The sequence below is a fragment of the Winogradskyella psychrotolerans RS-3 genome, from assembly GCF_000427335.1.
Classification (GTDB): domain Bacteria; phylum Bacteroidota; class Bacteroidia; order Flavobacteriales; family Flavobacteriaceae; genus Winogradskyella; species Winogradskyella psychrotolerans.
Window position 1 is genome coordinate 55,599 of sequence record NZ_ATMR01000124.1, and the last position, 19,327, is coordinate 74,925.

Here is a 19,327-nt window from a genome sequence, read left to right on the forward strand (position 1 = left end):
GGGTTTGAATGTACATTTGTGTTAATTTAACAAATAAAATTATTTCAAAAATTATTAGAGAATCGTTTAATTTACTGTTTTTGAGTCAGTTAATTGCGTAATGTGTTGTTCGCTTATAAGTCGCGTACATTCATGCCCCTAAAAGGATATTTTTAAGGAACACTATTTATGATTATAATATTACTTTGCTGTTAATCTTAATTAAATAAAAAATAATAATTGCGTTTTTTTCAATTTATGCACCGTTTTATAAAATATATAATAAGTCTTTTCATTTTAATTTGCCTTCAATCTTTTGTGCAAGCGCAGATTTCTAGATTAAATTTTGAACAAATTAATTATGATGAAGATTTCTCTCCAAGCATGATTTCTAGTTTGGTGCAAACCAAAAAAGGGTTTATTTGGATAGGTACAGAAAATGGATTATTCAGGTATGATGGTTATAGCTTTTATAGGTATGTCAGAAATAAAACTGAAGGAAGCCTAAGTAATAATCATGTTAATGTCATTTTTGAGGATAACGAAGGTGATCTGTGGATTGGTACAAATCACGGTGTTAATCGATTTAATAAAAACTCAAACACCTTTACTGCTATCGATGTTTCACAGACAAAAGGAGGTCGTAATTATATTAGTTCATTTGCAGAGGACAGCAACAACAATGTGTGGGTTGGTACCTTTGGGGGAGTGAAGCGGTTGAATAAAAATGAAAACCTTTTGGAAAACATCTCAAATGATTTGAATTTTAAATTAAACCAAAGTAGAGTGTTGTCTTTGTTTTACGATAAAGATTACGGGATTTTAACAGGAACAGCTCAAGGTTTACAATCCTTTAATCCGGATACAAAAGAACTTAATAAACTACCAAAAGTATTTGAGGACCATCCAGATTTTTTAAAAGCTAAAATCTGGAAAATTGTTAAAGAAGCTAATGGAGACCTATGGTTCGGAACAGAGACTATGGGTGTCTTTTTATATTCTAAGAGTAATGATTCTTTAGCTCAATTTAAACATAATTATGAAGATATTAATTCTATATCTTCTAATTGGATAAATGATATAATTACAGTAGACGATGATACCGTTTGGTTTGCCACCCAAAATGGACTAGATGTTTATGACAAAAACACCAAAACATTTAATAGGTATAAACATAATGCCCTAAATAATTATAGCTTAACGGATAATAATCTACAATGTTTTTTAAAAGACAGAAATGACTGTGTTTGGATAGGTACCATGTCTGGCGAGATAAATTTTTATAATAAGGCAAATTCAAATTTTACAAATATTGGTGAGACGATTGCTCCTAATTTTGGGTTAAATCATCCTTTAGCCACAGCTATGCTTCCAGAGAATGATAATGAATTATGGGTCGGAACGTATGGAGGCGGATTAACACATCTCAATTTTAGTTTAAATATTTCTAACCATTATATGGTTGACGAGAGAGATGAAAGAAAAACAAAAAATCTGGTTACTGCCTTAGTTGAAAAAGATAAGCATCATCTTATATGTGGCACATTTAATGGCTTGTTTGATTTTGATAAAAACAATAAAAAATTCACACCTATTCAGTTGTCCGCCAAAGGTTCCACTGAAGATGAACGCCCTATTACATCTCTAATCGTTGATAATGGTAGCATATGGGTAGGAACGGATGGAAATGGTTTGATAAAAGTACTTGCGGATGGCACTATTGAAAATTACATGGCTGACAAATCACCATCCTCATTGTCAGATAATTTTATCATGGATCTTGAAAACCGAAAAGATGGTATTTGGATTACAACTCAAAATGGATTAAATTATTTTGACAAATCTCTTAAAAAGGTCACTAAGTTATATAAAACATCAACTAATCCAGCAATAGGCAACAATAGCTTAACGGCACTATTTACGGACTCGAAGGGTAGATTATGGATAGGTGGTGATTTTGACGGCTTATTTTGTTTTGACGAATCTTCAGAAAGCTTTAGTGTTATTAATAAGGATAAAGGGTTTACTAATGCTACTATTCAAAGTATTTCTGAGGATTCGGAAGGGGACCTTTGGGTCAGTTCAGAAGATTTTTTATTTCGAATAAAAATTAATAGCGAAACTACGGCATTTGATAATTCAGATATTCAAATTACCAAATTTTCAAATAAAGATGGGGTTTCTATAAAACAATTCTCATATAATGCTAGCGTATTAATTAATGAGAAACAGCTTGCTTTTGGAGCCACTAAAGGAGTAACAATTTTTAATCCTTCAACGATTTATAAAGCTCCTAATGAAAATGAAATAGTTTTAACAACACTTATTATTAATAATGAAGTTGTAGAGAGTAATGAAGATAATTCAATATTAAGTAAACCTATTTCAGAAACTTCCGAAATAACGATTAATTATGATCAAGGTTATTTAGGCTTAGAATTTAGTAGTCTCAATTTTATTAATCCTAAAAAAAGTAGATATGCCTATAAGCTAGATGACGACTTAAGAAATGATGAATGGCACGACACAGGAACTCAAAATCGAATCAACTTATCAAATTTAAATCCTGGAAAATATTTGTTATCCATAAAATCTACAAATGAAGATAGCATTTGGAATCCTAAAATAAAAACTTTAGAAATAACGGTATTACCTCCATGGTGGAAAACATGGTGGGCTTATTTCATTTACTTTTTATTAGTGGTACTTGTGGGCTTTATTATAGCGAATTTTATAAATAATAGAGTAAAACTAAAAAGGGAATTATTTTTAGAGCACGTAGAAAGTGAGCGTAAACAAGAAATGCTAAATATGCAGCTCAACTTTTTCACAAATATTTCTCACGAAATCAGAACTCCTTTAACGCTTATAAAAGGTCCAATTGAAGAGTTACTAGAAGATGCTGATAAGGATCCTAAATCAGAAAACAAACTTAAAACTATAAAGCAAAATTCAGATCGATTACTAAAGTTAGTCAATGAGCTGTTAGATTTTAGAAAAGCCGAAAAAGGCCATATGCGTATTTATTGTGAGGAACAAGATATTGTTGCCTTTTGTTTCGAAATCTTTGAGTCTTTTAAAGGCTTGGCTGTTAAAAAAGGTATTGAATATAATTTTGTTTTGAATTCCAACTCTATAAAAGTGTATTTTGATAAAAATCAAATGGAAAAAGTGATTTTTAATCTTCTTTCTAACGCATTCAAATTCACCAAAAAAAATGGAAAAATTGTATTTGCGGTAGAGCAGACTAATAGTGGAGATAACAAAGTGCTTATTAAGATTAAGGATAATGGTATTGGTGTTCCAGAAACAAGTAAAAGCAACATATTTAATAGGTTCTTTCAGGTAGATGATAGAGGTGTTCATAACATGGGTAGTGGTGTTGGCTTGGCGTTGTCTAAAACTATTGTAGAACTGCACAAAGGAGAATTAGTATTAGAAGAAGAAAAAGAGTCATGGGCGAATACGGTATTTCAAATTGGATTATTATTAGGTAAAGCACACTTTGATGCAGATCAAATTGACGACAGTGAATCAGCGGCAGGAAATACGGTTATAGATGCTGATCTCAATTCTAGAGAATCCTTTACAGATCACGAGGATTTTGAATTTGAATACACAGAATATGATCCTGATAAAAAAACGATTTTTACGGTAGAGGATAATGATGAGGTAAGAAAATTTATCGCGGATATTTTAATTGAAAACTATAATGTTTTGGACTTCTCTAGTGCTAAGGAGGCTATAAGTTATATGGAAAAAGAAATTCCTGATTTAATTATAAGTGATATTATGATGCCAGAAATGGATGGTTTACAATTTTGTAAATTCATCAAAACGAACGAAAGTACTAATCATATTCCAGTTATACTATTAACAGCAAAAGCGACTGTTGATAATAGAGTTGAAGGACTATCCACAGGAGCAGATTCCTATATTTCAAAACCTTTTAGTACAAAGGTTTTATTGCTAAGCGTTCAAAATTTATTGAAATCTAAAGAAATTTTTAGGCAAAAATACAGTGGTAACTTCATAGTGGATTCGGATCTTGAAAAATTAACAACTCCTGAAGAAGTCTTTCTTAAAAAATTAATGCAAATCATTGAGGAAAATTTAGAAAATCCCGATTTTGATGTGAGCATGTTAGTCGACAAAATAGGAATGAGTAGAACCATTCTCTACAAAAAAGTAAATTCGTTAACTAATCATTCGGTTGCTAGTTTAATTAAACAGCTTAGATTAAAAAAGGCAGCTGATATTATAGTGAAGACAAGTTATCCAATTTCAGAGGTCGCATTTATGGTTGGGTTTAACGATCGTAAACACTTTAGCAGAGAATTTAAAAAGATATATAAACATTCACCGTCGGCCTATAAAAAACTTCAAGAGGGTGTTGAGGATTAGCAGAATTTCATCTAATTTATGAGTTTTCCTTACCTATTTAAAGAAGAATGCGGTGAATATTTTAGTTTTAAAACACTGTAAATAAGTACTTTAAATATAAAACACATTCACACCCCTTGAAACGCATATTTTAATACCTAAAGATTTATTTTATTCAATCATATTTGTGTGCTACATAAATGTAACGCAACTAACTTTCTTGATAAAATGAAAAATAAGTTTTTAATTTCTAAATGTACCAAGATGCTACTTCTAACATTGATTTGTGCAATGTTTTCAAGTGCATATGCTCAAAGTAAAACAATAACAGGTAAGGTTGTCGATAATGCAGGTGTTCCTTTACCTGGGGTAAATATTCTAATTGATCAGACAACTACAGGGACTCAAACAAATTTTGATGGTGAATATACCATAGAAGCTGAACCAGAAGATATTATCGTGTTTTCGTATCTAGGTTTTAAAGTGGTACGTGTAACGGTGGGCAGTCAAAATGTAATTGATATTACACTAGAGGAAGACGCTTCAGCGTTAGAAGAGGTGGTCGTTGTAGGGTATGGAACAAAAAAGAAGAGTGATATTATTAGTTCTGTTGTTACTGTAGATAAAGACGATTTAGTTAAGGTTGCAACCTCAGATGTTGGTGAAATGCTAAGAGGTAAAGCGGCTGGTGTACAAGTTACTTTAGCGAGTGGTGCTCCAGGTGGTTCTTCAACGATTAGAATTAGAGGACAAAATTCTATTAGTGGCGGTAATGATCCTATTGTAATTGCAGATGGTGTACGTATAGGAAGCATCAATGATATTAATGCTAATGATATTGCTTCTTTAGAAGTTTTAAAGGATGCAGCGGCACAAGCTATTTATGGTGCAAGAGCTTCTAATGGAGTTATTCTTATAACAACTAAAAGAGGTAAAGAAGGTAAAACATCTGTGTCTTATAATGGTTTTTCTGGATTACAGACTATTAACAGAAATTTTGATATTTATGATGGAGATGAATTTGCGCAATTAAAAAGAGAAGCATTTAGAACGAATAATGGTGGAGAGTACCGATTAGATGAAGATATATTCTCAGGTTTAGAATTGGCAAGTGTCCAAAGCCAAGAGTATATAAATTGGGAAGATTTAATTTTAAGAACAGGTGAAACTCAAAACCATGCAATAAATATTTCTTCTGGTACAGACAAGTTTAGAATCTTTAGTAGTGTTAATTATATTAATACAAAAGGAGTTGTTCCTAATTCTAAATATAATAAAGTAGGTTTAAGATTAAATGCAGATCAAAGGATAAATGATTGGTTAAATATTGGACTTAATACCTCATTTCAATTTTCGGAGACTAATAACCCTAATAACAGTGGTATAATTCTAAGCTCATTAACCACTACACCTTTAGGTTCAATTTATAATACTGATGGCTCTTTACGTTATTTACCAGGTGGATTTGAAGAAAACAAAAATCCTCTAATAGATTTAGATGAAACTACAAACGTCGTTGATCAAAGAAATGATATCCTCAATTTATTTGTAGATGTCTCACCCTTTAAAGGTTTCAATTATAGAGTAAATTTAAGTAGAAGATCATGGAATTATAAGCGTAAATCTTATAATACAACGCAGTCACTATCTGGTATAGCCAATAGCGGACAAGGTAGTGGCGCTATTCAGTATCAAGATAACGTAGAATGGCAAATTGAAAATATCATTACTTATGAGTTTGACTTAAACGAAGTTAATCATTTTGGGATTACAGCAGTTCAAAGTATATCTGAGTCCGAGTATAGTAACTATATGAATGTTGCAGACAGAATACCAAACGATATTTTGGGAATAAATGGTTTGGAAGGTGCGTTTTTAAATACGCCGAGTATAAGTGCAAATAAGAGAGGTATTGTCTCTGCTGTAGGAAGAGTTGAATACGATTACGACAACAAATACTACTTCACGGCTTCAGGAAGAGCTGATGGATCCACCGTTTTTGGTAGAAATAATAAGTGGGCATTTTTTCCTGCAGCAAATTTAGGGTGGAATATTCATAAAGAATCTTTCTTAGAAGATGTAAATGCTATTAATAACCTAAAATTAAGATTTAGTTATGGTAGTGTTGGAAATGAAGGGATAAGTCCTGGACAGAGTCAAAGTACAGCAGATCAAAGAAATTATATTATAGACGATAGTCAGGTTTCTGGTTATGTGCCAGGAAATACGTTACCAAATCCAGATTTACGTTGGGAAACCTCAACAACATTTAATGCAGCGATTGATTTTGGACTTTTTAATAATAGAATAACATCTACAATCGAATACTATAATACTAGAACTAAAGATTTATTGGTTAGTGAGCAACTAGATCCTTCTTCTGGTTACACCTCAAAGCTTACAAATATTGGGGAAATTGAGAATAGAGGTTTAGAAATTACTTTAAACTCTGACATTGTAAGAAACGAAGATTTTAAGCTAAATCTAGGGTTATCTTTTACCAAAAATGATAATAAAATTATTAGTCTTTATGGTAGAGATGATAATGGAGACGGCATTGAAGATGATGATATTCTTAACCGAAGATTCATAGGAGAAGAAATAAATGTATTCTACCAATACCAACCTGTTGGCATCTTTCAGATTGGAGAAGATATTGCTAATTCAGCACAACCTTTGTCGCTTCCCGGAGATATAAAATTACGTGATGTAAATGGTGATAATGTTATTGACGATCAAGATCGTGTTATTACATCACAAGCACCAGATTGGTTTGGAACGATTTCAATTGGTGCCGAATACAAAGGAATAGACTTTTCAGCAGATATTTATATGGTTCAAGGTGTAACTAGAAGCAATTCATTTTTATATGGCTATTTAGAAGGTGGTTCTTTAAGAGGAATTAAAAACGGAATTAAACAAAACTATTGGACACCAGAAAATCCTGGTGGTGATTTTCCAAGACCTAGAGAAGGAAATGATCCTAGCAATATTTTTTCATTAGGATTACAAGATGCGTCTTATGTGAGATTACAAAATATAACTTTAGGATATACACTGCCAAAAGATTTATTAGACAGTTTTGGAATGACAAAACTAAGGTTATATGTTACAGGAAGTAATTTAATAACCGTTACAGATTATCAGTCTTACAGCCCAGAAAGAAATCCAAATGAATATCCAGAACCTGTAACTGTAGTGGTTGGTTTACAATTAGGATTTTAAAACAAACAAAAATTAGTTATGAAAAATATTAAGTATCTATTGTGTTCCACATTTTTAATCGCAACAACGCTGTTATCTTGTGAGGATTTTCTTGAAGAAGAAATATTAGATGAGGTTTCAGTTGATTTCATTTATAATTCACCCGAAGGATTAGAAGTTGGTGTTAATGCGCTCTATAATAGAATGCGTTTATACAACTCTCCAGGTGGAGATAACGATAATTTAAGATCTAATGTGTTCTTTTTGGCAGCCACAGATTTGGGACTTCACAGAACATGGTTTACTCCTTACGGAGCTACGGAGCATACTCCTGCTAGATTCCCTGCTGATAAGTGGAATAACGCCTATAGAATTATAGATAGAGCTTCTGCTGTCATCACAAGTGCAAGGACGGTGAGTATGAACGAAGATGATAAAAACAAATTAGTAGCACAAGCTAAAATAATTAGAGGAGAACTCTATCTAGACTTAATTAGAATGTATGGAAATATTATACTAGATACAGTACCTACAACACCAGAAAACATTAACGACCCAGTGGTTTATGAGGCTGCATCACAAGATGCTATTTTCGGAGTTATAAATCAGGATCTAGATTTTGCAATAGAGCATTTAGAGTGGCAAGACCAAATAGGGCGTTATCGCCAAGGTGTAGCTAGACATCTAAGAGGTAAATCTGCAATGTGGACTGGTGACTGGCAAGAAGCAGCAGATCAATTTGATGCTATTATAGATAACGGAACACACAGTTTAGTAGATATTAATCAAGTTTATGGTGCTGATGTAAATCATCAAGAAGCATTATTTGTGTATCAAAAAGACCAATTATTGGGTGAAGGAGATGCGCTTGCTGGAGGTGGTGGTTCTTGGTTAGGAAGTGTTTTTAATCAAAGAATCTACGAAAAGCAATCGGGTTCAGATCCCGTTGCAGGTGCTGAGGTTATTAATGATTTAGATTATGGAGGTCAATCATTAGGTTGGTTTTTTCCAAATAGTTATTTAGAATCCTTGTATGATACTGCTACGGATTTACGTTACACAACGTATTATTGGCCAAAAGATTACACCTCTTATACAGTGAATAATCCAGACCATCCAAATTTTGGTCAGCCAATTACGGAGCCTGAAGATAATTACAGAAGATTTCACTGGAGTCTTAAGAAATATGCAGATTTTGAAAGCAAATTACCTAATGGCAACGAAAGCTTTAAAGATTATTTGTATTACAGATTTGCAGAAACACTATTGTTAGGGTCTGAAGCTCACGCTAACTTAGGAGAAAATAGTATTGCTTTAGAATATCTAAACAAAGTAAGACGAAGAGGTTATGGTTTAGATCCCAATACAGCGTCTATCGGAGTTGACTTTCCAGCATGGAATCTAGAAGACTACTTAGAAGAGTCTGCTAGAGAATTGGCTTTTGAAAACAACAGATGGTTTTTATTAAAACGTTTAGGCTTATTACAAGAGCGAGTTTCATTGTATTATAGAAATGGTGATAATTCTACGGCAGAAGCCAATGACGCCATCAATAGTGCAACTCCATTTCAACCTCATTTTGTTAATTGTCCTATACCACAAAGTCAAATAGACATAATAGGAGAAAATGCATCACAGTTTAATATAGGGTATTAAGATTTTTATAAAGAGATGAAGAATTACAAAAACATAATTTTCGCTTTTATAGCGTTTACGACAATCAATTTTAATGTTTATAGTCAAAAAACAATTCAAAATGTTTTCGACAGGGAGTCTATAAGTTTAAAAGGTTCATGGAACTATATTATAGATCCATACCAAATGGGCTATTTAGATTATAGACAAAAACCATTTGACGAAAGCCCATCTGGTAAAGGTGGATTTTACGACAATCTTAATAATGTGTCTAAAGAGACCAAAGTAGAGTACGATTTTACCAACGAGCCTACTTTAGATGTCCCTGGAGATTGGAATTCTCAAGATCAGCGATTAATGTTCTACGAAGGAACACTGTGGTATAAAAAAGATTTTGTGATCACACCAAAAGACAATAAAAATTACATGCTTTATTTTGGAGCTGTTAATTACGAATGTCATGTCTATCTCAATGGTAAAAAATTAGGAACACATAAAGGTGGTTTTACACCGTTCCAATTTGATGTAAGCTCTAAACTTAACAACGGTGAAAACTTTGTAGTATTAATGGTCGATAATACAAGAAAAAAGGATGAAGTACCTACAATTAATACAGATTGGTGGAATTACGGAGGTATCACAAGAGATGTCTTATTGGTGTCAACACCTAAAGAATATATAAATGATTATAAAGTTCAATTAGCCAAAGACAACAAAAATGTTATTGAAGGCTTTGTAAAAATTGATGGTGCTAAAGATAGCCAAGAAGTAAGTGTTGAAATTCCTGAATTAAAGATAAAATCAGTCTTCAAAACAGATAATGACGGTTTCGTAAAATTCAATATTCCAACAAAAAATTAAAATATTGGTCACCTGAGTCACCAAAGCTTTACGACGTAAAAATATCGTCAAAGCTAGATAACGTCAATGATAAAATTGGTTTTAGAACAATTAAAACAGTCGATAAAAATATTTTATTAAATGATAAGTCTATATTCTTAAAAGGTATTTCCATACATGATGAAAACCCCTTATTAGGCGGGAGACTAAGATCAGAAGGAGATATGAGAATGCTATTAACTTGGGCTAAGGAATTGGGTTGTAACTATGTACGTTTAGCACATTACACGCATAACGAAAGAATGTTGCAATTAGCTGACGAAATGGGCTTATTAGTTTGGGTAGAAGTACCAGTTTACTGGACTATTTCTTGGACCAATCCAGAGACATACGCTAATGCCGAAAATCAATTGTCAGTTGGTGTAGAAAGAGATAAAAATAGAGCAAGTGTCATTATTTGGTCAATAGGAAATGAAACTCCAGTAAATGAAGATCGAAATGTTTTTATGGGTAACCTAGTCGATAAAGTAAGAGAATTAGATGACACAAGGTTAGTAGCTGCTGCATTAGAAATAGAACGTGAAGGTTATAAAATAACCGTTGAAGATCCCTTAGGAGATAAATTAGATTTAGCCAGTTTTAACGAATACGGTGGCTGGTATTGGTCTAATGCTAAAGAATTACCAAAATATTCTTACGATATTAAGTTTAATAAACCCGTCATCATATCAGAGTTTGGAGCAGGAGCCTTAGCTGGTTTTCATGGAGATGATGATACCATGTGGAGTGAAGAACATCAAGAATTAATTTACATTAATCAACTAGAAATGTTAGATAAAATGGATGGCTTAAGAGGCATGACTCCATGGATTTTAGTTGATTTTAAATCCCCTCGAAGACAAAATCCTGTGTTTCAGAATTTCTGGAATAGAAAAGGATTAATTTCAAATACAGGTGAAAAGAAAAAAGCATTTTTCACTTTACAGAATTATTACAAGAAAAAAACGAAGCAATATAATTAGTATGAATTATTTAAGAAAAATATACGTAATGAAAAATAAATTAAAAATTTTCGCTTTCTTAATTCTTCTCACGTCTTGCTCGTGTACTGAAGATGAAAAAATTGTATTCATAGATGGAGATACTATTGATCATTCTCCAATAGATTCTGAATTTCCAAATGCTAAGGAGGTTATTCTAGAAATGGCTGCAGGATTTAATTTAGGAAACACATTTGATAATGGTCAAAATCCAACAACTTTTTTAGAGTCAAAACCAATAATAGATTTATATGTTGGTGCAGGTATGAATCATGTAAGAATACCTACAACATGGATGGATCGTTTTGATGGTGATCATATTGCGGATGAGAATGGAAATATAGATACAAGCCACCCTAGGTTTTTAGAATTAGTTCAACTTATAGATTATGCATTGAGCCAAGATATTTATGTGGTTCTAAATACACATCACGAATCATGGTTAAAAGACAATTACGATGGAAGTGAGGCTTTTGACATAAAATTTCAAAACCTTTGGACTGGTATCGCAACGTTTTTTAAGGATCGTTCTAATCATTTAATATTTGAAGTTCTTAATGAGCCTGAAGGAAATTTAGGTGAGTTTGATGGTGACGGACCTTTTCCAGACCCAACAGATGCAACTGCTATAGCGTATACCAGACATATTAATAATATTGGTTATGATGCTATTAGAGCAACAGGTGGCAACAATTTAACGCGTATCGTAATGGTAGGTGTCAATAGTCAAGGTAATGCACTTTATATAGATGAAGTATACCCAAATAAAATAAGTCTTCCTGGTGAAGGTTCAGATGTTTACTTAGCGATTCAGGTTCATAGTTATTCTCCATGGGCGTTTTGTGGAGAAACAGGTAGTAATGCTGCTTTTCCTGGTAATTCGTTTTTCGAACAAGGTATTCAAGATGTGAGTGTTCATGCTTCTGGGTTAGATGTGGCTATTAATTATGGCGAATTTGGTGTCGGTAGAGCATCAAATGCTAGCGAAAGAAATACACCTTTAGTAAGAGGTTATTATAAAACAGTAGCAGATGCTACCATTGGTCAATCTATGTCTTATACGGTTTGGGATGATCGCGGATGGTTTAAGTTAGTTGACAATACAGCAACCGATTTTACATTTGATATTGTGCCTTTTATGCTTGATTAGTCTCACGTATTTAATTTATTAAAGTCTGTGAATTTATATTTTTCACAGGCTTTTTATTTGTAAAATATCATTTATTAATTCTTCTTAAAATTTTCATTTATGTTTCTTAAATACAAATTACTCTTATTTGTAATAATTACTCTTTTTAGCTATTTAGGCCATAATTTTTATGCACAATCAAGTCCTTCAACACTAATAATAGAAAAAAAATAGATTCGTTATTAGAAATTATGACTGTTGAAGAAAAAGTTGGACAAATGAATTTGTACAATGGTTTTTGGAATGTAACCGGTCCAGCTCCAGAATTTGGAGGTGCCGCTACTAAATACGAACATTTAAAAAAGGGATGGGTTGGAGCCATGCTTAATGTAAGAGGTACTGAAGAGGTTAATAAAGTACAACGAATTGCCGTTGAAGAATCGCGATTAGGAATTCCGTTATTAATTGGGTTCGATGTTATTCACGGTTACAAAACTTTAAGTCCTATACCATTGGCTGAGTCGGCAAGTTGGGATCTTAAGGCTATTGAGCAATCAGCACGTATTGCAGCTATAGAAGCATCATCAGCTGGGATAAATTGGACGTTTGCACCAATGGTTGATGTGTCTAGAGATGCACGTTGGGGACGCGTCATGGAAGGAGCTGGTGAAGATCCGTTTTTAGGGAGCCTTATTGCAATAGCACGCGTAAATGGTTTTCAAGGAGATGATTTAACGAATGAAAATACAATAGCTGCATGTGCTAAGCATTTTGCGGGTTATGGATTTGCGGAAGCAGGAAAAGAATACAATACCGTTGATGTTGGCCTTTCTACCCTTTATAATACTATTTTACCGCCATTTAAAGCTGCGGAAGAAGCAGGTGTGAAAACGTTTATGAATTCTTTTAATGATTTAAACGGTGTTCCTGTAACCGCTAGTACATTTCTACAAAGAGATATTCTTAAAGACGGGTGGGATTTTGATGGGTTCGTAGTTTCCGATTGGGCTTCTATGAACGAATTGATTGCTTGGGGCATTGCTAAAGATAAAAAGGAAGCTGCTAAACTAGCCATTACTGCTGGTTCTGATATGGATATGGAAGGTCATGTTTATATTAATGAATTGGCCGCCTTAATTAAAGATGGTACCGTAGATGTTAAGCTACTTAATGATGCTGTAAGTAGAATTCTTAGAGTTAAGTATGAATTAGGATTGTTTGACAATCCGTATAAATACGGTAATGAAATTGATGAAGAAACAAGAACAGGCAGTCAACCACACCATGAATCTGTTTTAGATATGGCTAAAAAATCAATTGTTTTGCTAAAAAATGAAAATAACCTTCTTCCTTTAAAAAAAGAAGGACAAACGATAGCATTAATTGGTGATTTAGCAAATGATAAATCCAGTCCTTTAGGGAGTTGGAGATTAGCTTCAGATGATGAAACTGCCGTTTCTATATTAGAAGGAATGCAGAATTATAAGGGCAACACGCTTAACTTTAGCAATGGTCCAGAGGTCTTTAAAGGCACTTCTACTTTTCTAAAAGAATTAGATATAAATACCACAGATTATAGTGGTTTTAAAGACGCTATTGAAACAGCTAAAAGTGCAGATGTTGTTGTTATGGTGCTTGGTGAACATGGTTTTCAAAGTGGTGAAGGACGAAGTAGAACTAATCTAGAATTACCAGGTTTACAACAAGAGTTACTAGAAAAAGTATATGAGGTTAACCAAAATATTGTACTAGTTTTAAATAATGGTCGGCCTTTGGCAATAACTTGGGCTGCTGAGTATATTCCTACTATAGTTGAAGCTTGGCAGTTAGGAACAGAAACAGGTAATGCTGTAGCACAAGTATTATATGGGGATTATAATCCTAGCGGAAAACTACCAATGACGTTTCCACGAAATGTAGGACAGATGCCAATATATTATAATTATAAAAACACAGGACGACCAACAGATAAGGATAATAATGTGTTTTATTCTCACTATTCTGATGTTGATAAAACACCATTATTTGTTTTTGGACACGGATTGAGTTATACCAGTTTTGAATATTCTAATGTAACAGTAACTAATACTTACGAAAGCAATAGAGAAGTAACCGTAGCTTTCGATTTAAAGAATGTTGGGCAAGTTACAGGAAAGGAAGTGGCACAATTATATATTAGAGATTTAGTAGGTAGTGTTACAAGGCCTGTAAAAGAACTCAAAGGCTTTGAGTTAGTTGAACTCCAGGCTGGTGAAACGAAAAAGATCAGTATAAAACTAACAGAAAAAGAGTTAGGGTTTTATAACAATGAGCAACAATTTAAAGTAGAGTCTGGTGATTTTAAACTATTTATTGGAGGTAGTTCTGAAACCGTTTTAGAAGCCAATTTCAAAATCTAGTAAAGCGACTATTGTAAGCGCGTTATATTGATGATTAAGAGTGTTTTAAGTCCTTTATGCTAATCTCTTTTAAAGGATTAACAAATACACCTATAATTCTATCACAGTCTTTTTTAAGGGTTCTACAGGAAAATTATTTAAGGTGCCTCCATCGACATAGAACTGTCCATTAATTTCGGTTGGTGTGAACACACCAGGAAAAGAAACAGAAGCTATAATCGGTTTTATAAGTTGTCCTTTGCTAAACATCTTAGACGTTCCATCAATAATATTTGCTGCAGGAATGAATAAAGGCTTTTTTAAATCATTAAAATTATCTTTCGGAAAATATGTTTTGAGGTCTTCATAAAAATTGTCAGAATTTAAAAATCCAGGCTTATTTCGCGCATACCTTTTAGTGTGAAAAAGCGGTATAGTTTTAAAGAACGTTAATATTTCTGACCAAGGTACACCAGCGGCATAAAGGGCTCCTACAATAGCACCAGAACTTGTGCCTGCAATATGTGTAGGAAAGATGCCGTGTTCTTCTAGTGCCTTAATGACGCCTATATGTGCTGCTCCACGAGCACCACCACCAGAAAGTACTAATCCTATATTCATGTTATAAAAGTACAAAGTTGCGTCGACTTATTAGCTGATTTTTAAATGGATTGTCTGACAAAGAATTAATAAGGTTCTACGTAACTACAATTCATTAAAGCAGGTAATTAGATCGGTATTTTTAGAATATAGTGGATAAGCTATAACAGATTATCATATTTTTTTTGAAATAAAGGCAAATCCCTTGAAGAAATCGAAAAATTTTGGGAGTAAATCTTTTATTGCTCAACTTATTTGAAAGCATCTGCAGCTTCTTTCGTCTATTGCAAGTATTAACCTGTAATCTAAGCAGATGTTGTTTTTAAAATAACATAGTATCGGGATACTTTTATGATACTTTAGGACTAGATTGCCCACAAAATAAATTGAAAATGGTTCAAATTCTAGTTGTTGAAGATGATGTGCATATCGCAGAATTGGTTACAATAAACCTTGAAGACGATCAAACAAGCGTAAAAAGTTGTTATAATGGTAACGAAGGTTTTTTAGAAGCCTCTACAAATGCTTATGATCTTGTTATTTTAGATTTAATGTTACCTGGTAAAAAAGGCTTAGATATTTGTCGAGAGTTAAGAGCTTCAAAAGTTAATACTCCCATACTCATGCTCACTAGTAAAAGCGATGAGATCGACAAGATTTTAGGTCTTGAAACTGGGGCAGACGATTATATGACTAAACCCTTTAGTGTTCGTGAATTGCAAGCCCGTGTAAAAGCGATCATTAGGCGCCAAAGCTTTGATACAGCAAGCACGACTTCAGAAGAAGACCCAGATTTACCGGTATTAACGCGTAAAGATCTTGTGGTCAATCAGGAAATGCGAAAAGTAGAATTACAAGGTGAGCGACTTAATCTTACGCCCAAAGAATTTGAATTACTCTGTTTATTAGCCAATAACGTTGGTAAAACCTATAGCCGTGCGCAATTATTACACCGCATTTGGGGCTATGAGTTTGAAGGTTACGAACATACTGTAAATTCTCATATTAACCGCTTACGCGCAAAAATAGAACAAGACCCTGGAAACCCTGAATACATACTCACCACTTGGGGAGTGGGCTACCGATTTTCTGAATCCTAAGACCTTATGAAAACAAAAAACACCTTATTCTACAAAATTGCTGGTGTGCTCACCCTCTTATTTGTAGCACTTGCTTTTTTAATTACCAAAACATCTACACAGCTTTCAGAAGATTATCACGACGAAATTACCCAAGGCTTAAATAAAAATGTCTCAGGATTTATTGTTGAAGAAATCCAAGGACTCTACGACGGCGATTCGGTAGTGGGTTCTAAAATGAGCAGTTTAATGCATCATGTTATGGCCACTAATCCTGCGACTGAAGTCTACTTATTAGACTTAGAAGGGAACATTCTTAAGCATGTTGCCATGAATAAAGAGGTGAAAGCAAAACGCATTGACTTAAAACCTGTAACCGAATTTATCGCCCAAGATGGAGAGGTGTTTATTAAGGGTGACGACCCAAAATTACCGGGAACTAAAAAATATTTTCAGCAGCACCTTACCTTTATAAAGATAAAAAAGTAGGTTACATCTATACGATCGTTGGTGGTAACGATTACGACTCGCTAATTAATAAACATGAGGCCAGTTATATTCGTAAACTCAGCATGCGTAATATTTTATATGCACTATTTGCAGCCTTATTGGTGGCGTTGCTTTCCATTTATATTATCACAAGAAATTTCAATAAAATTATTGCGGCGTTTACATCTTTTAAAAATGGGGATCATGATGCTCGTGTTGCAGGTGTGCAGCATGGCGAAATGGGATTATTGGCCAATACCTATAACGACATGGCCGATACCATTCAAAGTAATATTCAAGATTTGCAGAGTGTAGACAACTTGCGTAAAGAACTTATTGCAAATATTTCTCACGATCTAAGAACACCTATTGCGTCTATTCAAGGTTTTGTTGAAACCATCATGATTAAAGGAGACAGCCTAGAAGACAAAGAAAAGCAGCGTTACATGGAAATAGTGCTTAAAAATTCGGAACGTCTTAAGAAATTGGTGAACGATTTGTTTGAGTTAAGTGTTTTGGAAGCCAATCAAAAAGCCGTGCAGCCTGAAGCCTTACAGATGGCAGAAATTATTCAAGATATCGCCGATAAATACCGCATTATCGCCAAAAATAAAGGAGTAAGTATAAATACGGTGTACTCTAAAGATTTACCTTTTGTATACGCGGATATTGCCTTAATCGATAGAGCATTACAGAATATCATAGACAATGCGATTAAACATTGCGAGCAAGGCGATGTTGTTACCTTAGAGCTTTACACAGCAAATGATCAGGTGATGGTAAAGGTGTCCGATACCGGAAGCGGTATAGAATCTCAAGAGTTACCTTATATATTTGAACGCTACCGAAAAGGCAAATTCTATTCCGATGCCACAAAAGGTAGTGGACTAGGCTTGGCCATTGTTAAAAAGATTATGGACCTTCACAATTCAACTATCAAAGTGAATAGTATTTTAAATCAGGGTACCGAGTTTTATTTTAATCTGCCAGTGCTTAAAAGAACCGCTTCGTTATAAATTTTATATAATAGTTTATACTATAGTTATGGCGTTGTTATAATTTGGTGATACTCTCGGAGGATATTTGTAGATATATAATCATTAACACATTTACAAATGAAAAAATTTAAATTTATTACACTTTTATCCGTTATTACCCTTTTTGCAAGTTGCGATAGTGACGACGACAGCACGATAGTAAACTTAACCCCAAGTGAAACTTCTAACTTTACAGTAAGTATTGAAAATATTGGAAGTGCCTATAGTTTTATAGACTCTGGAGTGTTTAATACGCCAGTAGGCGATGCAAGTCCTGGGCCAGCAACGCCAGGAAAACGTTACGAATTTACGGTTGATGCCGGTAGAAGTCAAAAATTATCTTTTGTAACCATGTTAGCAGCAACCAACGATTTATTTTTTGCGCCTGATGGTAACGGCATTACGTTTTACGATGACAATGGAGATCCTATTTCTGAAGATGTTACCGATCAAGTTTATTTATGGGATGCGGGAACAGAAGTTAACGAAGAACCAGCAGTGGGGCCTAATACTGTAGGCATGCAATCTGGTCCAGATACTGGAGCGGTAGAAAACGGAAACGTATTAAAAATTGCGGACGTTACCAATGGTTTTATGTTTGATTACCCAGCGGTAAACGAAATAATTTCTGTAAGCATCACTCATGTAGAAGGGACACTATTTACTGTTTCTATAGAAGATTTAACAACAGCAAGTTTAGAGACTAGCGTAGGAACTTCTGTTGCGCCTTTATCACCTGGTGTTTATGTGATTCATGGTGGTGAAAATCCTTTGTTTACAGAAGGTGAAGCGGATTACGGACAAGGTGTTGAAGCGATTGCTGAAGACGGAAATGCAGCACCTTTAAGCGACTATACTGCAGAGAATACTGGAGTGACTTACCCATCATCTCCTGGAATCTTTGTGGTTCATGAAGGAAATACGATGCCATTATTCACATCGGGAGTTACAGATTTCGATTTAGGATTAGAACATATCGCTGAAGATGGAAATACGGCTGTTTTAGCTGATAATCTAAGTGGGTTAGAAGGCCAAATTTCAGGAGCTGTGTTCAATACTGTAGATGGAGGTAGTGGTCCTGGGCCTTTATTACCAGGAAACACGTACACGTTTAGCTTTACAGCCGAAGCAGGAAATAGATTATCATTTGCAAGCATGTTAGCAGCTACAAATGATGTGTTGTTTGCAACTCAAGATACAGGAATTGAATTATTCAGTGCAGACGGAACTCCTTTAAGTGGTGATATTACAAATGAGGTGTACCTATGGGATGCTGGAACTGAGGTTAACGAACAGCCTGCTATTGGTCCTAATACAGTGACTAATCAATTAGCTGCCGATACTGGAATCGATGAAACGGAACCAGTTCAATTATTATCTAATGTTAACGATGGTTATAGTTACCCAAATGTTGATACCGTTCTTAGAATTACAATTACCCCAAACTAAAATTTTAAAACCTAGTGTATAATCCGCGTTTCACTTAATTGTGAAACGCGGATTTTTTTATGTGACTTAAGACGTCTAAACATAT

12 protein-coding genes are annotated in these 19,327 nt (G+C 34.0%); 11 read left to right on the forward strand and 1 reads right to left on the reverse strand.

From position 1 onward, the window contains the following. Positions 1-297: 297 nt before the first annotated feature. From ADIWIN_RS12035 to bglX, 7 genes are all read left to right on the forward strand, one after another. Positions 298-4,383 (forward strand): hybrid sensor histidine kinase/response regulator transcription factor, encoded by a 4,086-nt coding sequence (locus ADIWIN_RS12035; RefSeq protein WP_020897447.1) that lies wholly within the window; start codon positions 298-300, stop codon positions 4,381-4,383. Positions 4,384-4,626: 243 nt separating this feature from the next. Next, the gene (locus ADIWIN_RS12040) at positions 4,627-7,587 is read left to right on the forward strand and encodes a SusC/RagA family TonB-linked outer membrane protein (RefSeq protein WP_235047104.1); all 2,961 of its coding nucleotides are present in this window, start codon (positions 4,627-4,629) and stop codon (positions 7,585-7,587) included. A gap of 18 nt (positions 7,588-7,605) precedes the next feature. After that, a complete protein-coding gene (locus tag ADIWIN_RS12045; RefSeq protein WP_020897449.1) occupies positions 7,606-9,222 on the forward strand; it encodes a RagB/SusD family nutrient uptake outer membrane protein in 1,617 nt (538 codons plus the stop codon). Between the two features lie 15 nt (positions 9,223-9,237). Then, on the forward strand, positions 9,238-10,062 hold the full coding sequence (locus ADIWIN_RS21405) for a sugar-binding domain-containing protein (RefSeq protein ID WP_235047106.1): 825 nt from the start codon (positions 9,238-9,240) through the stop codon (positions 10,060-10,062). Further along, on the forward strand, positions 10,038-11,063 hold the full coding sequence (locus ADIWIN_RS21410) for a glycoside hydrolase family 2 TIM barrel-domain containing protein (RefSeq protein ID WP_235047113.1): 1,026 nt from the start codon (positions 10,038-10,040) through the stop codon (positions 11,061-11,063). Before ADIWIN_RS21405 ends, ADIWIN_RS21410 begins: the two co-directional genes overlap by 25 nt. A 28-nt stretch (positions 11,064-11,091) precedes the next feature. Continuing rightward, on the forward strand, positions 11,092-12,231 hold the full coding sequence (locus tag ADIWIN_RS12055) for a glycoside hydrolase family 5 protein (RefSeq protein WP_020897452.1): 1,140 nt from the start codon (positions 11,092-11,094) through the stop codon (positions 12,229-12,231). Between the two features lie 230 nt (positions 12,232-12,461). Beyond that, positions 12,462-14,609: a beta-glucosidase BglX gene (bglX, locus tag ADIWIN_RS12060; protein WP_020897453.1), complete on the forward strand. Its 2,148-nt coding sequence runs from the start codon at positions 12,462-12,464 to the stop codon at positions 14,607-14,609. Positions 14,610-14,699: 90 nt separating this feature from the next. Here bglX and ADIWIN_RS12065 read toward each other — a convergent pair whose 3' ends face one another. Then, positions 14,700-15,209 carry a patatin-like phospholipase family protein gene (locus ADIWIN_RS12065; protein ID WP_020897454.1) on the reverse strand — a complete coding sequence of 170 codons (510 nt, stop codon included), beginning with the start codon at positions 15,207-15,209 and terminating at the stop codon, positions 14,700-14,702. A gap of 371 nt (positions 15,210-15,580) precedes the next feature. On the opposite strand from ADIWIN_RS12065, the gene ADIWIN_RS12070 reads away from it, so the two are divergent. The 4 genes from ADIWIN_RS12070 (at position 15,581) to ADIWIN_RS12080 (ending at position 19,242) form a co-directional block, all read left to right on the forward strand. Next, positions 15,581-16,288 carry a winged helix-turn-helix domain-containing protein gene (locus tag ADIWIN_RS12070; RefSeq protein WP_020897455.1) on the forward strand — a complete coding sequence of 236 codons (708 nt, stop codon included), beginning with the start codon at positions 15,581-15,583 and terminating at the stop codon, positions 16,286-16,288. 6 nt (positions 16,289-16,294) lie between these two features. Then, positions 16,295-16,756, forward strand: a complete 462-nt coding sequence (locus ADIWIN_RS19660; RefSeq protein ID WP_020897456.1) for a hypothetical protein — start codon at positions 16,295-16,297, stop codon at positions 16,754-16,756. 83 nt (positions 16,757-16,839) lie between these two features. Next, a complete protein-coding gene (locus ADIWIN_RS19665) occupies positions 16,840-17,772 on the forward strand; it encodes a HAMP domain-containing sensor histidine kinase (protein WP_020897457.1) in 933 nt (310 codons plus the stop codon). A gap of 99 nt (positions 17,773-17,871) precedes the next feature. Beyond that, positions 17,872-19,242, forward strand: a complete 1,371-nt coding sequence (locus ADIWIN_RS12080) for a spondin domain-containing protein (protein WP_020897458.1) — start codon at positions 17,872-17,874, stop codon at positions 19,240-19,242. The last annotated feature ends 85 nt before the right edge of the window (positions 19,243-19,327 follow it).

Bases quoted from the DNA above. Each gene is read 5' to 3' on its own strand.
- ADIWIN_RS12065 (WP_020897454.1), bottom strand. From the start codon at position 15,209: ATGAATATAGGATTAGTACTTTCTGGTGGTGGTGCTCGTGGAGCAGCA.
- ADIWIN_RS12080 (WP_020897458.1), top strand. From the start codon at position 17,872: ATGAAAAAATTTAAATTTATTACACTTTTATCCGTTATTACCCTTTTT.
- ADIWIN_RS19665 (WP_020897457.1), top strand. From the start codon at position 16,840: ATGCGTAATATTTTATATGCACTATTTGCAGCCTTATTGGTGGCGTTG.
- ADIWIN_RS19660 (WP_020897456.1), top strand. From the start codon at position 16,295: ATGAAAACAAAAAACACCTTATTCTACAAAATTGCTGGTGTGCTCACC.
- ADIWIN_RS12055 (WP_020897452.1), top strand. From the start codon at position 11,092: ATGAAAAATAAATTAAAAATTTTCGCTTTCTTAATTCTTCTCACGTCT.
- ADIWIN_RS12070 (WP_020897455.1), top strand. From the start codon at position 15,581: ATGGTTCAAATTCTAGTTGTTGAAGATGATGTGCATATCGCAGAATTG.
- ADIWIN_RS12040 (WP_235047104.1), top strand. From the start codon at position 4,627: ATGCTACTTCTAACATTGATTTGTGCAATGTTTTCAAGTGCATATGCT.
- ADIWIN_RS21405 (WP_235047106.1), top strand. From the start codon at position 9,238: ATGAAGAATTACAAAAACATAATTTTCGCTTTTATAGCGTTTACGACA.
- ADIWIN_RS12045 (WP_020897449.1), top strand. From the start codon at position 7,606: ATGAAAAATATTAAGTATCTATTGTGTTCCACATTTTTAATCGCAACA.
- bglX (WP_020897453.1), top strand. From the start codon at position 12,462: ATGACTGTTGAAGAAAAAGTTGGACAAATGAATTTGTACAATGGTTTT.